The following is a 14449-nucleotide window of genomic DNA, read 5'->3' on the forward strand; positions in this document are numbered from 1 at the left end:
GGTTTGGGGAGACCCGGCGGATTTAGGGGAAGATAGGGGAAGATCAGGCCGAAACGGGGCGTCCTTCCGGTGGGGTCGGGCTTTTCTAGGGGAAGATCGGCTCCGTGTCGGTTACTGCTTCTCTCGCCACAGTCACTAGTTGGTCTGCGTTCGAACGAACGCTACGTGTTCCAGAACCGCTGCCTCTAGGTGGCGACAGCTTTCACTGCGGGCCTCGCCTTGACGTCATCACTCCGCTCGTTGGGATCTCGGCCTCCCTTCGTCGGCATACGAGGTAGAGGCAGGGTACTGCGCGACGGAGTTGGCAGTCGCGAGCCTTGCGACGAGCAAACCCGGGGCGGTTCAGTGCTGCCGCGTCTCTACGAAAGAGGTGGTTTCCCCTGCCCGGTGTTTGCCTCCATTGCACACTGAATCTTCGGGCCAGGGGGCCGACCGCGCTCCGGAAAGGGCCTTTGTCTCGTGACTGAGTACGCTTCGGTCCTCACCGCTGACGCAGACAGCCTGACGCTAACTCGATCAGCAATCGACCGGGACCTCGAGTATCCGATAACGGCCAAAGTTAGATAGGCAAGATATCCAAAATTGTCTCTTGACGGTCGGCCCTGTTACCCGTAGATCGCAGTCGAACGGACTGGTAGCTCAGTTGGATAGAGTGTCTGGCTACGAACCAGAAGGTCGGGGGTTCGAATCCTCCCCAGTCCGCCACATCATCGGCCATCGATGTGCGCATTAACTAACGAGACGCAGCGCGCCTAGCATTGTATGACGGGAATCTAACTGAGCGGGTTGTGATCCCAATGGCTCGCGGTGCCGGAAGGAACAACTAGGCTGTGCCAAGACTAGATTTGGCAATTTGGTAAGAGCGTTGTTCTTTGCGGGCATTTCCTGAGAGCGGATGTCGGTAGCCGGAAAAGTGCCAAGAAAAAGCTCAGAAGCAGGCAAGCCAGGTCGGACTTAGAATAATTCCTGCTGCTTTTCATCGACCACTGCGACCCTTGTGTCGAGCCTTGTTAGAACGAGTTTCCCATCCTTAATTGATGCCCTGTATCGCGAAGGGTCATCAAGGAAGGAAAAGATGACGCCGGGCCCGTTAGAAGTTGCCACAAGTTTGCTTGGTGGTACGACCACAGTATTTTCCTTGCTCTCGACCTTGCCTAAGTCAGATATTCGGACTTGTTCTTGACGTTCGATAGGGCTGTCACGATGAGGTAATGCGGTTTCGACGAGAACCACGCCTTCATTAAAGCCGCCACGTTTTGAGACCTTTTCCTCCGCAAGTCGTTCAATTTTGCTCCAACGAAGGCCAGAACAGTTGGCCAGGCCCTTCACCACTTCCAAAACGTCTGCAAGCTCAGCAGCACGGTCATCATCCGTGTGGGCTCTCAAGAACTCATCAAGCTCTTCTAGCAACTTACCCGCCAACGCTAGTTGCATATCGCCTTTCGCAAGCTTGGCTTCTCTAACGGTCTCTCCACCTTGCGCTATAGTGGCAGGGATCTTATCACGGACGAGCTTGCCAAAAACTTGCGCGTTGCGTTTCCGATAGTACTTGGGTGCATTCGTGAGAACGACGGGGATATTCTCCTGGTTCAGCCTGTAGTATGCATGACCGAGGATTGAGCCTTCAAGTTGGACAGGCAGATTCCGCTCCTTTGCCAAGGCAATGACCGACTCAAGGAAAGCATTATCTCGAATGAGATCTGCGTCGGGCGATAATTGGAGCGTAACCTTCTCGGCGGGAACTCGTTTCAGATCACTCGGGTTCGATAAGCGAAAAGGCTGGTATTGAACATCCTGTCTTGGCGATGGATCAAGGATTTCGCGGGAACGAAACCATGGAAGATTGCGCCCGATCTTGTAGTCCTCGGGAATGTCGCAAAACCACATAATCTGCGCATCTTCGTTTAGCTTATTGGCGATCTTAGAAGTGCGAACCGCAATCTCAATCTTATCAGCGGCGGTCAAAACCTGCCGTCGCCCGGATCGGGTCCTTGTGCTCCGATATTCCCATTTCCCACCATCGACTTCAATCAAGAAAGAGGGTTTGTAGGTTGTCTTGGTTTGAATAACTCTATTTTGTGCGACATTGACTTCATAGGTATCGACGGGAAGTACTTGCATGCCATCCGGTAGCCCCCAAAGCGCATCGACAATCACTACCGGATTTCCCGGTCTGGCATATGCCCACGCGGAAGCCATTGCGGGAAGGAAGGCATGGAAGAGGAAAATAATATCTTCTCTCTCGACGCCCTGTCTCTCAAACTGAGAAATCGTTTCCTTACACCATTTTATCGCATCTTCAACCCCTATGGTATCCGTACGAGGAAGATTGAATTTCTGCGCGCTTTCTTTAATGCAATCTGTTCTGACAACCAATCTATTGCCTGTTAGTGCCTTCATCTCGGACACCAGTTTGTCGTATTCTCTTCTATCAGTGGACGTCGAAGCGACCCGCTTCGGCTCGAGTGGGTAGATTCGTGGAGGCTGTATGCCATCCTCCTCAAAGTCAAAATCAGACAGATTTTTCAGCTTTGGCCATTTTGTTTTCGAACCGATCGCATATGGCCGGATGCTTGTTGCGGCGTCCAGGTTCAAATCGGCAGGCGCTTCCAGCTTGAGGTCCTTTTTGGGATCAAGTCCAACGTCCAACTGAGGCCACTCAAAGTCGACCTGCATCAGATACAGCGAACTATCGTGCACAAGCCATTCAAGGTGACAACGCTCAGAAAACTCTTCTACAAGAAAGTGTCCGACTGATCTCAAAGGCTGATGAGGGATTTGACTTCCACATGTCAGAGGGTTTCTGGGATCCGGAGATGTTGTGAATTTTGAGTTGATACCCTTCGAGGGGACCCATTGTGGTAACTCTAATTCGTATGACCACTGGTTTATTGTCGGGCTTACGCGATGCTCGTTTGAAAGGTGCCCAGCAAATTCGGCTCTGACATACTTTTGAACGACTATGCCGAGGTCGGCTCCGGCTTCAACAGCGGCAGCGTCATCATAGAGTTTTCCCAGTTCTGTGATTAGAGTACTAAAGTTCCATCCACTTTTTAGAACGCGAGATTGAAATTTCCCTCGATCTTGCAGTGTTTCGGACCTGCCGCTGGAGCGAAGAATAATACGATCGAAGGAGCAGCCCTGCAGCCATGACCATAGATTTTTTACTTCGGAATCTGACCCGAGATCGGCCCCATTCCGCCATGAATTGTGAACTTGTACTGAAAGAGCCGCAAACTCAAGGCGCCATGCGGGAGGTAGGAACGCTAGCCCAGCCGCTTTTACACCATACTTCTTCGTGATCTTTGCGTGCGAGTCGAAGTCTTTTTCAGTTGGCGGCGTTGCGTCGATCAGCATTATTAACTGTCATCCAAAGTACCGAAGGTTTTCTTCGCGAGATTCTGAAGGGCGGCCAAAATGTTGTCCGAGAAGTAACCAAAAACAAATCCGAAACCTAAAAGAACGTAGTAGTCGTCGAAGCTCTCATTTTTCAAAAACGGGATGGAGCCAGATGCAAAGAGAAGCCCCGTAAAGAGTGAGACCATTGAGGAATTGAAGGGCACAATAATTCGCCATAGACATCGATCAATGTTCCAGATGCCTTTTGCAACTGAATGGTACATCCATTTGAGGTCGAATACCGCACCTCCAACAAAACCCGCTAGCGCCAGTGCGATCCATTTCGCCTCTTCTTCAGCAACATAGACGCCGAACAAAGAGTTATAGATAAACCCTTCCTTTGTGAATTCCGCTGATTTTTCGGTAACAGCTTCGATCAGGAAATAGTTGGCGACGATCAAATAGGAAAACAGAAGCAGGAATTCCGCGGCGATCTGGCACCAAGCGCGTCTCTGATAACGTGATTTCCAGTCTCCAGTATCTCGACCATCGTCGTAATCTGGCAGTTCTTCATCTTCTTCAGCCATTTGCGCCAATGGCTTCCAGTGTAGCAGAGACATTTTCGACGAAATCATTGCCCCTGTAATCCCAGCGGTCTGCGTTCCCAGTTTCTCGAGCGATAATTTTTCTGAAGAACTGCGAGCGTGGGCAATCAATCGCCTTGTATGCGGAAATCTCGCCAGAAGACACAAACCAATACTCGCTGTCTGTGCAATCATTTTGAGGAACTCTGTCTGTGCCCGCATGCATCCATTCACTTGCCGTCTCGGCTTGCGCAGCCTCAAGAAGATTAAAATCAACTGGGGCAATATGAAGATGTGCCTGATCGACGCCGCATGAAACTGGCGAACCTTTCAATCCGCCATGCTCGAAAGTGTATGTTGCTCCAAATTTCGATTCAATTTTACTGATCGTGCGGTTCACCAGTTCCCTCAGTTCACCAAACATGGATTGTGGTACGTCTGCCATGCGCGGTGTTGGGAACTTCGGCACAACGAGCACCCATCCGGCTACAATTGACCCCTTCGTTGGAAGAACCGCGAAATTCTGCGTCTCTTCTATGATTATGTCGTAGAGCGCAGTTGTCGACCTTTGTCTTGGCAGGAAGAGCCAATGAAACTTGTTGTCGTGGCCAGGTCTTGTGTCTGCGAGGGTCATTTCTAACATTTCTTGAGGTTGCTAGGTGGAGTTCTACCACATATCGCTGAATTGGCAGAGGTTGCTCACAGCTCGTGCTGTGCTTGGGATACCCGCAAATTGCCGTTGGATCAACCTTCTGCCTTGAGCTACGGGTGGCCGGCCACTGATTTTTTATCCAGCCGCGACCGGAGCCGGGACGGTGTTTACGCCGATGGGCGCAAGTTGAGCAATCGCCCGACGCGTGGAGCTTTCGTCTTGCGCTGCGGGGCGGGCGATTGCGGTGGTCAGGCTCCGCGCGTAGTCAGCCGGGGTCTGGTAGTCCAAGGCCGAATGCGGACGCTCGGTGTTGTAGTCCGTAGCCCAAGCCGCGATCACGACACGCGCGTGAGCCAGGTTACGGAACATGGTCTCGTTGAGCACTCGTCGCACATGGGCCGTCGAAACTCTCCACGAAAGCGTCCTGCATCTGCCTGCCCAACGCTATGTGATGCCATTCGATCCTCTGCTTCGGAACACCACCGCAAGATGGCATGCGAGGTCAGTTTCGTCCCGTTGTCGCTGACGATCATTTCTGGCCTGCCGCGTCGCTCGATCAAAGCCGTCAGTTCGTGCGCCACCCTGCGCCCAGAGATCGAAGTGTCAGGGATCGCGGCGAGGCACTTCCGGGTAACATCGTCGACTACGTTGAGCACCCGTGAGCGTTGGCCGCTGGCGAACTGGTCGTGGACAAAATCCAGCGATCCGTTGCCCCGCAGTCGTTTGCAGTGCAAACGAAGAGAGGGGGCGGGCGTTGGGACGCGCCGCGGCCAGGATCGGGGCCCCGTGTTCCGACAGCCTTGCGCCGGGCCTTCCTTTTGCGCACGTCAGGTCTGCTTTGCGGTAGAGCCGGTAGATCCGGTTGACCCCGGACGGCTCGCCCTCGCGACGCAGCAGCACGAAGAGCCGCCGATAGACGAACCGTCGGCGCTCGTTGGCCAGTTCCCGCAACCGCCCGCGCAGCACCGTGTCCGGCGCACGCTGCGCCTGATAGTGGACCATCTTGCTATCCGCCCCGGCAATCCGGCACGCCCGACGTTCCGGGAGCCCGAGCAGGGACCTCAGGTGCGCGGTCGCCTCGCGCTTCACAGAAGGCGTCGCCAATTTTTCAAAACAGCTCCTTCATGGCAGCCAGAGCCGGCATGCTCAGCGAGCAGGTTCTTCAGCTTCGCATTCTCGTCCTCGAGCGTCTTCGGACGCTTCGCCTCCGATACCGTCCTGCCTCCCTGGCGATGTAAGGCGAGGTTTTATCACTCAGCATCTCGACCGGACGAGGTGCCCTGTTGGTTCCGAACCGCAGTTCGACCGCCTACAGCATCATGTCGCGGATATCCGAGCCACTGATGCCTGCATTCACCACGGCTCGCCAAGAGATGATCTCCCGGTCGTGCGCGTCGATAAAGAACGCGCCCCGGATGATCTCACGGTTCCAGCAGGTGAACTCGAACCCATCAGGCGCCGCCAACGATACAGAAGGTTCGAAGCAACGACATTCCGGCTAGCTATGACGGAGATGCTGGCGCCGTCCTCGAGGGTCTCCTCGACGATCCGGATCTTTTCAGCAGCAGACCAGCGGCGCCTACGGCCGCCATCGGTGATGATCTCATAGTCAGACATAGGCACCTGCTTAGGTGCATGCCTAAATCTCCATGGTTATCCCCAAGTGTCCGGGCGTAACGGGGCGCGGGATTAATATGCTGTGGTAGCCGGAGCCAAATGGATAAAGCCTTCAGCCGAGCGAGAAGCGCCCTTTCACCTTGCCGATGATCTCAAGCTCGTCGAGCGAGTTGGGGTCGAGATCCACATCCTGACCCGTGATCCGCATCTTCGGCGGGAGCCAGAACTGGGCATTACTGGAAGGGGGCCGAAGCGCGATCACTTGTCGCTAAAGAGCGATTACTTGTTAGGTCGGTGCCCTCGCTTCGTCCGCGGCTCCCCCAAATCTTCCCCTAAATCTTCCCCTAAAACTCTAGGGGAAGAGGGTATTTTTCCCGTATTTTCCAGTGTTGATTGCTTACAATTCGAGCGGTAGGTGCCGGTTAACCTTTTGAAGCGTATTAAAAAGTTACATCGCTACAATCGCTTACAAAAACCCCGATCATGCAGCTACGAATCAAGGGGTCGGGGGTTCGAATCCTCCCCAGCGCGCCACTTTCCCCCTCCAATAACCGCCTGACCCGCGCCTTTTCGGGCCGCCGGGCGTATGTGGCCTTTCCTCGTGAACACCTCGATGGCCGACCGGCGGCTTCGCCTGCGCCCCGGCGCGTGCAAGGTGTGGTTGAAGGCCGCGCCTCCTTTATTCTGTCGCAATTGCGTCCGAAGCTGGCCTGCGTGAAAAAGAACAATACCTTATGGTCCGGTACCGCGCGCTGATCGTGCGATTTCAGGGGAGATGCCGGTTGGGAGACAGCAAACACCAGACCACGCCCCCTTTCTCCGCGGACGGGGAAATGGGTGCGTTGTTTCGCGCGCATGACTGGGCGCGCTCGCCGCTCGGCGCCCCCGAGGGCTGGCCACAGGTGCTTCGCGTCCTGGTCGATTTGATGCTGGCCTCGAGCCAGCCCATGTTCATCGTCTGGGGCCCCGAGCGAACGATCCTCTACAACGATGCCTATGCGGAAATCCTGGCGGCCAAACATCCCGCGCTCGGCCAGTCCTTCGACCGGATCTGGCACGAAATCTGGGACCGGGATCTGAAACCCATCGTCGCGCGCGCCTACGCGGGCGAAGCGCTGCACATGGACGACATTCCGCTGATGATGACCCGCAAGGGCTATCTCGAAGAAACGCATTTCTCCTTTTCCTATACGCCCGTTCGCGACGCCGACGGGGCCGTGCAGGGGTTTCTCTGCCCGTGCCTCGAGATCACCGAACAGGTGCTGGAAGAACGACGCGCGCGGTTGAGGGTCGAGCTGAACGAAAGCTTTCGGACGCGCAAGGAGTCCGGCGCGCTCAGCCCCGACGCGGCGGCGGCTCTCGCCCGGCATCTCGGGGCGGAGCAGATCGAATATGCCGAAATCGACCCCGCGGGCGAGTACGCGCTGATAGACAGCGACTGGAACACCGGCGACATGCCCAGAAACGTCGGGCGGCACCGGCTGCAGGATTTCGGTGCCGATTTCGTCGCCGATCTGCTGCGGGGCCGCAGCATCGTCATCGACGATGTGCGCGAGGACCCGCGCACCTGCGCCCCCGACGCGCGCGAGGCCTTCGCGCAGCGCGGCATCCGCGGGCTTCTGAACGTTCCGCATCTGAGCGACGGACGGCTCGTCGCCGTGCTGGCGATCCACTCCGCGCAACGCAAGCACTGGCACCCCGCCGATGTCGCCCTGATCGAAGATGCCGCACAAAGAATCCATGCGGCCGTCGAGGGCGCGCGCACGGAAGCAGCCCGCCGCCGCAGTGAACGGCAATTGCGCGAGACACGCGATGCGCTGGCAATGGCGACCCAGGCATCCAGCCTGGGATGGGCGAGCTGGAATTTCGCGACCGGCACCGCGACGATGGACGCCCGGGGGCAGGAGATCATGGGCTTTGACGACGGCGAGACCACCGTGGCGGAATGGATGCAGCACATCCACCCCGAGGACCAGGCGGGTGTCGAGGCGCAGATCCGCAGCTGCGCGCGCGAAGGCCTGCCATTCGACCTCGCGTACCGGGTGCTGCGCCCCGGCGGCAGCCCGCGGCACGTGCATTGCACGGGCATTTTTCACAATACCGGGGATGGCCGCCCTGTCGTCGGCAGCGGCTTCGTGCGCGACGTGACCGACCAAAAGCGGGCCGAGCAGCATCAGAACATGCTGATGGCCGAGCTGGATCACCGGGTAAAGAACATCCTCGCCGTCGTGCAGTCGATCGCGCGCCAGAGCCTCGCACGCGGACAGGGCGTGGCGCCGGAAGCGGCCGATCGGCTGGTCGGACGGATCTCCGCCTTGGCACAGTCGCATTCCCTGCTGGCGCGCAGCCGCTGGGAGGGGGCCTCCTTCGAAGTTCTGGTGGAAAACGCAATAGCCCCCTACCGCGGCGACGGAAGCGGGCGGATACGCGTCGAGGGGCCGGGGATGAAGGTGACCCCCAAGGCCGCGCAGACCCTGACGCTCGCCCTGCATGAGCTGGTCACCAACGCAGCCAAATACGGCGCGCTTTCCAGCGATCAGGGGCGGCTCACCGTCGTCTGGCAGATTGCGGGCACGCCCGACAACCGGCGGCTGGTCTTCGTCTGGCAGGAAGAGGGCGGCCCCCCGCTGGAAAGCGCACCGCGCCAGAAGGGTTTCGGCTCCCTGCTCATCGAACGAGTGCTGACGTCGGAACTGGGCGGCGAGGTGTCTCTCGATTATGCGCGCGCGGGGCTCAAGGTCGTGATCGACCTGCCGCTCGACAATTTGCAGACCGCGGATGGCAAAATCGAACGTAGCTACAGCCCCGCCGATCCGGTGGAAGGCGATTGCGAGGCGATCCAAGGCAAAAGGGTCCTTGTGATCGAAGATGAATCGCTCGTCGCGCAGGAAACCGCCAATGCCCTGCACGCCGCCGGCTGCACGGTGGTCGGGCCTGCCTCGACAATCGCCGACGCGCTGAGGATAGTTGCGAAGGACGCGTTCGATGCCGCCGTCCTGGACATCAACCTGGACGGCAAGCTCGTCTGGCCTGCCGCGCATGTGGTGGCGGCGCGCGAGATTCCGTTCGTCTTCACCACAGGCTATTCCGGGGTCATCGACATCCCGGCCGAGCTGAAGGACGCGCCGTGGCTGGAAAAGCCATTCGATGGGAAACAACTGGTGCGCACGCTTGCCGCGGCGGTGAGCAAGCGGCGCGCGTAGCGCGCGGCCGGGGCGCATCTGCAATATCGCAGACGCCCTCGCAGGAACGAAGTGCGGCGCGACAGGTTCACCTTTCAGGAGGACTTGCCAATGACCCTGCGTTTCAAACAAATCCTGGCCGACGGCGTTGCGGAATGCTCCTATCTGCTGGGCGACGACGCCGCGCATGTCTGCGCCGTGGTCGATCCGCGGCCCGACGTCGATGTCTACCTGGAGACGGCGCGCCGCTTCGGCCTTGCGATCACCCATGTGTTCGAAACCCATATCCACGCGGATTTCATGAGCGGCGCGCGAGAGCTGGTGGACCGCCTCGGCGGGCAGGCCAAGCTTTATGTCAGTGCCGAAGGCGGCGCGGAGTACGGGTTCGCGCATGAGCCCCTGCACGACGGGGACGAGTTCAGCTTCGGCGGCATACGGATGAAGGCCCGCCTGACGCCCGGCCATACGCCCGAACACCTGTCCTATCTGCTGTTCGACGGGGACAAGGAAACCCCCTGGGGCGTCCTTTCGGGCGACGCCTTCTTCGTCGACAGCGTCGGGCGGCCCGATCTGATGGGCGACGACCAGACCGAGGAACTGACGGAAAAGCTGTTCCACACCGTCCAGGACATCTTCATGGCGCTGCCCGACGATGTCATCCTCTATCCCTGTCACGGGGCGGGGTCCGCCTGCGGCCCCGACATCGGCGACAGGATGTCCAGCACGATCGGCTACGAGCGGCGCTTCAACAGCTATGCACGGATCACCGATCTGGAGGCGTTCAAGAAAGCCATGCAACAGGATGCGCCGCCGGTGCCGACCCATTACCCCCGGCTGAAAAAGGTCAACGCGGGCGGCCCCGAGGTGCTGCGCAACCTGCCCCGGATCGAGCCGATGAACGTGGCGCGCTTTGCCGAGGCCACCAAGGAGGGGGCGCAGATCCTCGACGTGCGCGACATGCTCGATTTCGGGGCGGGCCATGTGCCCGGCAGCCTCAACATCGGGGCCCGGCCCGAGCTGTCTGTCTGGGCGGGCTGGCTTCTCGACCCCGAAAGGCCCATCCATCTGGTGCTGCATGAAGACAGCGACCTGCCCGACGTGCTGCGTCTGCTCTGGCGCACCGGCTTCACCGATTTCGGCGGTTACCTGGCGGGCGGCATGGCCGCCTGGCGCGAGGACGGTCGGCCTTTCGCGCAGATTCCGCAGACCTCGGTGCATGAGCTGAAGGAGACGCAGGATCTGACGCCGCTCGACGTGCGCAAGCCCGAGGAATGGGAGGAAGGTCACGTGCCGGGCGCCAAATTCGCCTTTCTCGGAAAACTGCGCGAGGACATGGCGCAGCTGGACCGCACCGCCCCCTACGCGACCTATTGCGCGAGCGGCTTTCGCGCCTCCATCGCGGCGAGCCTGCTGAAACGCGAGGGCTTCGAGCAGGTGCACAACGTACCCGGCAGCTGGAAGGCCTGGACGGCGGCGGGTTACCCGACCGAAAAACCGGACAATTCGTGAGGATCATCCAATGGACAACATCGCAACCATCGACAGCAATCACATCGTGGCGCTTTTCAACCCGGACGAGGCGGCGCTGCGCAAGGCGGCCACATCGGGAATGCGGGGCCTGGTCAATTTCCGCACCGCCGGAGAAAAGGGCCTGAGCCCGGCCGAGGAGCACCGCATCGCGGAGGCGGCGGGCCTCAACTACCTGCATGTGCCCGTCAGCGGGGACAGCCTCGACGAGGCGCAGGTGGATGACTTCCGCCGCGCGCTCGACGATCTGCCGCAGCCCGTGTTCCTGCACTGCGCCTCGGGCAAGCGCGCGGCGGCGATGACCTTGATGGCGCTGGCCGCGGACAAGGGCTGGGACGGCGACGCCGCGCTGGCCGAGGGCCGTCGACGGGGCATCGATCTGTCGGAGGAGCCGATCGGCCAGTTCGTGAAAAGCTACGCGGATCGGAAGAGCGGCGGCTGACGGCGGGGCCTGCTACCCGTCAGCCGCGCCCGCCGGGGCGTGGCGGCGGGTGGCGGCGCGGGATCACGCGGCGCCGGTCAGGCCGCGCGGGGGCTTCGTGCCGGGGCGCCGTCGCGCTCGGGCTTGTCCTGCGGGTCGACGGTCTCGGGCGTCAGCGCCTCGTCCATGAGCTCTTCCATGAAGTGGCTCATCAACTGTACCCTGCCCGACACGCCCGCCTTGCGGAACACCGCGTTGGACTGCGATTTCACGGTGCCTTCGCTCTTGTTGGTCAGGGCGGCGATCTCGGCGTTGGAATAGCCCTTGATCGCCAGCAGGGCCACCTCCGCTTCGGCGCGCGACAGCATCCATTTCTGAAATTCGGCGACGATCAATTCGTGGAACGCACCCCGCGCCGCGCGCAGCCCCTGTTCCAGCGCCGCGTTGCGCCGCAGGATGCTGTGAAACAGGAAACCGTTCAGCACGATGCTCAGCAACAGCCCGGCACCGGCGGCGATCTGCACGATTTCGCGCATGGTATAGCTCGATGGCGTGGCGCTCAGCCCCGCGACATCGACCACGAAAAACACGATGAACAACCCGGCACATCCCAGCTGGACCAGCATCAGCAGCAACAGCCACATCGCACCCGCAGGAAGCGGCAGTGTGCGGGTCATGGACATGCTTTCATCCGTCTTCCTCGCATGACACCTGCGGTCGGCAGGTCCCGACCGGCAGATCCTTCATAGCACCCTCGCGGTCAGTTGCCTATTCCGACGCTGACCCCCACCGACTCGCCGACGGAAACATCGGCGGAGATGCCGCCGTTGCCGTTGCCCTTGCCGCCGCCGTTGCCGCCGCCATTGCCGCGGTCGTCGTTGTTGCCATTACCACCGTCGCCGCCCGACGCGGCGCCAGCGGCATTTCCGTCGCCTCTCGCTCTGTCGTCGCTCGCATTGTCGCGCGCCCCGCCGTTTTCGTCGTCGCCGGATGCCTGACCCCGGGCGGAGTTGCGTCCCAGCCCGAGAAAGGACGCCAGCCCACCCGAGCCCGCGCCGACGGTCTCGCGCGCCGCTGCGCCGCGGTCGGTCGGCTTTTCCGCGAGGATGACATCGCGCAGGATCTCGCCCGTGCGCTGATGAATGACGACCTCGCGCACATGGGTGCGGCTTTCGGCGCGCAGCAAGGTGCGGCCCAGCAGCGTCCGGCGCTGCTCGGTCACGCGATAGCCCTGCTGCGCCAGCTGCGCGGCGACCGATGCCGCCCCGCGCGCCTGGACCAAGGCAACCGCCCCCTGAAGCCGCAGCGCCGCACGGCCTTCGGCAGGGCGTTCCTGTGCCACGGCACCGGACACTGTGATCGCGGCAACGGTGGCCGGTACGATGAAGCTGCTCATTTTCATTCTGGGGCCTCGCTTTGACATTTCAGGCGGGCGGTACAGGCAAGAGGGGGATCGAGGGGGACGTAGGGGATTTGCCTGTACCGCCTAGCCTAACAAAAACCCGGATCGAGAGGAAAATCCATCCGACCGAAGGGGTAATCCGGGCCAATGAACGAAAGATGTAGCGATATGAACTGTCGGGTTTGACCCTTGTTTCACAACAAAAGACCCCGGCGCGCGGCGCCGGGGTCCTGTTTCGGGCAGTCATGTCGCGCGGTGGCGATATTTATCAGCCGCCGAAGGTCACGATGACGGGCTTGCCCTGGGCCATGGTGGGCGTGTCCACATTCGTGGCCCCCTTGGCGAAGTCGTAGGTGCTGTTGCCGTTGGTCTCGTCATGCAGCATCGCGACGTAGGTTTCACCCTCATTCAGCGGCGTACTGGCCTTGACCGACACGTTTCGGTTGTGCCCGGCCTTGACCGCGACATGGCCGATATTCGCGGGCACCACGGGCTTGCCGTCCTTGGTGGCATGGAGCACCAGATACCCGTCATTGGCGGCGACCACGTCCTTGAACGTGACCGAGCTGCCGTCGATGTCCGCCTTCTTGGTGTCGATCATGGGCGACATCTTGTCTTTCTTCATCTTGGCCTTGGCCGACACCGTCATCGCGGTGAAAGGCGTGGTGACGGCATTGCCATTCGCCATGGCGGGCGTATCCACATCGGTCGACCCCGGACCGAAATCATAGCTGCTGTTGCCGTTGGTTTCCTCGTGCAGCATCAGGATGTATTCCCTGCCGTCCTTCAGCTGCTTGTCGGTCGTGATCTGGATGTTTTCGTTGGTCCCGGCCTTGACGGCGGCGTGCCCGATCGACTGCGGCACGACGGGTTTGCCGTCCTTCGCCTCATGGATAACCACGTAGCCGGGCTTGGCGGCCACGACGGCGGGCACCGTCACCAGCGACCCCTCGATCATCGCCTGCCTGCCCATCACCTTGGGCGTCATGCCGGATGCGGCGGCCGTGTTGGTGGCGGTGAACTGGGACAGCGCGATCTTGCCGTTTGTCATCACCGGCGTGTCGACCTTGGTCGAACCCGGACCGAAGTCATAGGTCTGGTTGCCGTTCGATTCGACGTGCAGCATCGCGACGTAATCCTCGCCGTTCTCCAGCGGGTAATCCGAGGTGATCACGACATTCTTGTTGTCGCCCTTCTTGACCATCGCATGACCGATGGAGGCAGGGACGACGGGCTTGCCGTCCAAGACCGCGTGCAGAACGATATAGCCGTCCTGATCGGCCTTCACATCGCTCAGCGTGACCTGATCGCCGTTGATCTTGACGTCCTTCGTCATGATCGACGTCTGTGCCATCGCGCCACCGGCCATGAGGCTCACAGCGGCTACGGTCGTCATAAACATACGCATTGGGAACTCCTGTTCATTATTGCGCTCGTTGACACAATGATGACTAAGCATTCCTGTTCCTGTCAGGTCCGGTGAAACAATCGTGATCAGCCGCCCGCGTCGATTTCGACGCCCAGCGCCTTGGCGACGGTAAAGATATCCTTGTCACCGCGCCCGCACATGTTCATGCAGATCAGGTGATCGGCAGGCAGGTCCGGCGCGATCTTCATCACATGCGCCAGGGCGTGGCTGGGTTCCAGCGCCGGGATGATGCCTTCCTTTTCGCAACACAGCTGAAAGGCCTCCAGCGCCTCGACATCGGTGATGGAGACGTATTC

Annotated in this window: 9 protein-coding genes, 1 tRNA gene and 3 pseudogenes; 4 read left to right on the forward strand and 9 right to left on the reverse strand. The window is 59.9% G+C overall.

Annotated features, from left to right (window positions below; translation table 11 throughout):
• Positions 1 to 628 precede the first annotated feature (628 nt).
• Positions 629 to 705 (forward strand) — tRNA-Arg (locus ACU0BR_RS07605).
• 249 nt (positions 706 to 954) lie between these two features.
• Here ACU0BR_RS07605 and ACU0BR_RS07610 read toward each other — a convergent pair.
• From ACU0BR_RS07610 to ACU0BR_RS07630, 5 genes and pseudogenes are all read right to left on the reverse strand, one after another.
• Complete coding sequence (locus tag ACU0BR_RS07610) at positions 955 to 3357, reverse strand: hypothetical protein (RefSeq protein ID WP_446156249.1); 2403 nt, start codon at positions 3355 to 3357, stop codon at positions 955 to 957.
• A gap of 2 nt (positions 3358 to 3359) precedes the next feature.
• Positions 3360 to 3926, reverse strand: coding sequence for a hypothetical protein (locus ACU0BR_RS07615; protein ID WP_446156250.1), 567 nt, complete (start codon positions 3924 to 3926; stop codon positions 3360 to 3362).
• Positions 3919 to 4557, reverse strand: coding sequence for an HIT domain-containing protein (locus ACU0BR_RS07620; RefSeq protein WP_446156251.1), 639 nt, complete (start codon positions 4555 to 4557; stop codon positions 3919 to 3921). Before ACU0BR_RS07620 ends, ACU0BR_RS07615 begins: the two co-directional genes overlap by 8 nt.
• Before the next feature lie 153 nt (positions 4558 to 4710).
• Positions 4711 to 5801 (reverse strand): annotated as a pseudogene (locus tag ACU0BR_RS07625) (IS3 family transposase); the annotation flags it as partial.
• Positions 5777 to 6192, reverse strand: a pseudogene (locus ACU0BR_RS07630) (transposase); the annotation flags it as partial. The pseudogenes ACU0BR_RS07625 and ACU0BR_RS07630, both read right to left, overlap by 25 nt.
• 782 nt (positions 6193 to 6974) lie before the next feature.
• On the opposite strand from ACU0BR_RS07630, the gene ACU0BR_RS07635 reads away from it, so the two are divergent.
• The 3 genes from ACU0BR_RS07635 (at position 6975) to ACU0BR_RS07645 (ending at position 11343) form a co-directional block, all read left to right on the forward strand.
• Complete coding sequence (locus ACU0BR_RS07635; protein ID WP_446156252.1) at positions 6975 to 9395, forward strand: HWE histidine kinase domain-containing protein; 2421 nt, start codon at positions 6975 to 6977, stop codon at positions 9393 to 9395.
• A gap of 90 nt (positions 9396 to 9485) precedes the next feature.
• Positions 9486 to 10883 carry an MBL fold metallo-hydrolase gene (locus tag ACU0BR_RS07640; protein WP_446156253.1) on the forward strand — a complete coding sequence of 466 codons (1398 nt, stop codon included), beginning with the start codon at positions 9486 to 9488 and terminating at the stop codon, positions 10881 to 10883.
• Between the two features lie 10 nt (positions 10884 to 10893).
• Complete coding sequence (locus tag ACU0BR_RS07645) at positions 10894 to 11343, forward strand: beta-lactamase hydrolase domain-containing protein (RefSeq protein WP_446156254.1); 450 nt, start codon at positions 10894 to 10896, stop codon at positions 11341 to 11343.
• 77 nt (positions 11344 to 11420) lie between these two features.
• On the opposite strand, the gene ACU0BR_RS07650 is transcribed toward ACU0BR_RS07645, so the two are convergent.
• The 4 genes and pseudogenes from ACU0BR_RS07650 to ACU0BR_RS07665 form a co-directional block, all read right to left on the reverse strand.
• Entirely contained in the window at positions 11421 to 12005 is a 585-nt protein-coding gene (locus tag ACU0BR_RS07650; protein WP_446156255.1) for a helix-turn-helix transcriptional regulator, read from the reverse strand.
• 77 nt (positions 12006 to 12082) lie between these two features.
• Positions 12083 to 12724 carry a hypothetical protein gene (locus ACU0BR_RS07655; protein ID WP_446156256.1) on the reverse strand — a complete coding sequence of 214 codons (642 nt, stop codon included), beginning with the start codon at positions 12722 to 12724 and terminating at the stop codon, positions 12083 to 12085.
• A 268-nt stretch (positions 12725 to 12992) separates the two neighbouring features.
• Positions 12993 to 14132 carry a DUF7282 domain-containing protein gene (locus ACU0BR_RS07660; RefSeq protein WP_446156257.1) on the reverse strand — a complete coding sequence of 380 codons (1140 nt, stop codon included), beginning with the start codon at positions 14130 to 14132 and terminating at the stop codon, positions 12993 to 12995.
• A gap of 86 nt (positions 14133 to 14218) precedes the next feature.
• Positions 14219 to 14449: pseudogene (locus ACU0BR_RS07665) on the reverse strand (tryptophan synthase subunit beta); the annotation flags it as partial.

This window comes from Brevirhabdus sp. (genome assembly GCF_052826345.1).

Bases quoted from the DNA above. Each gene is read 5' to 3' on its own strand.
- ACU0BR_RS07640 (WP_446156253.1), top strand. From the start codon at position 9,486: ATGACCCTGCGTTTCAAACAAATCCTGGCCGACGGCGTTGCGGAATGC.
- ACU0BR_RS07655 (WP_446156256.1), bottom strand. From the start codon at position 12,724: ATGAAAATGAGCAGCTTCATCGTACCGGCCACCGTTGCCGCGATCACA.
- ACU0BR_RS07615 (WP_446156250.1), bottom strand. From the start codon at position 3,926: ATGGCTGAAGAAGATGAAGAACTGCCAGATTACGACGATGGTCGAGAT.
- ACU0BR_RS07620 (WP_446156251.1), bottom strand. From the start codon at position 4,557: ATGACCCTCGCAGACACAAGACCTGGCCACGACAACAAGTTTCATTGG.
- ACU0BR_RS07650 (WP_446156255.1), bottom strand. From the start codon at position 12,005: ATGTCCATGACCCGCACACTGCCGCTTCCTGCGGGTGCGATGTGGCTG.
- ACU0BR_RS07645 (WP_446156254.1), top strand. From the start codon at position 10,894: ATGGACAACATCGCAACCATCGACAGCAATCACATCGTGGCGCTTTTC.
- ACU0BR_RS07660 (WP_446156257.1), bottom strand. From the start codon at position 14,132: ATGCGTATGTTTATGACGACCGTAGCCGCTGTGAGCCTCATGGCCGGT.
- ACU0BR_RS07610 (WP_446156249.1), bottom strand. From the start codon at position 3,357: ATGCTGATCGACGCAACGCCGCCAACTGAAAAAGACTTCGACTCGCAC.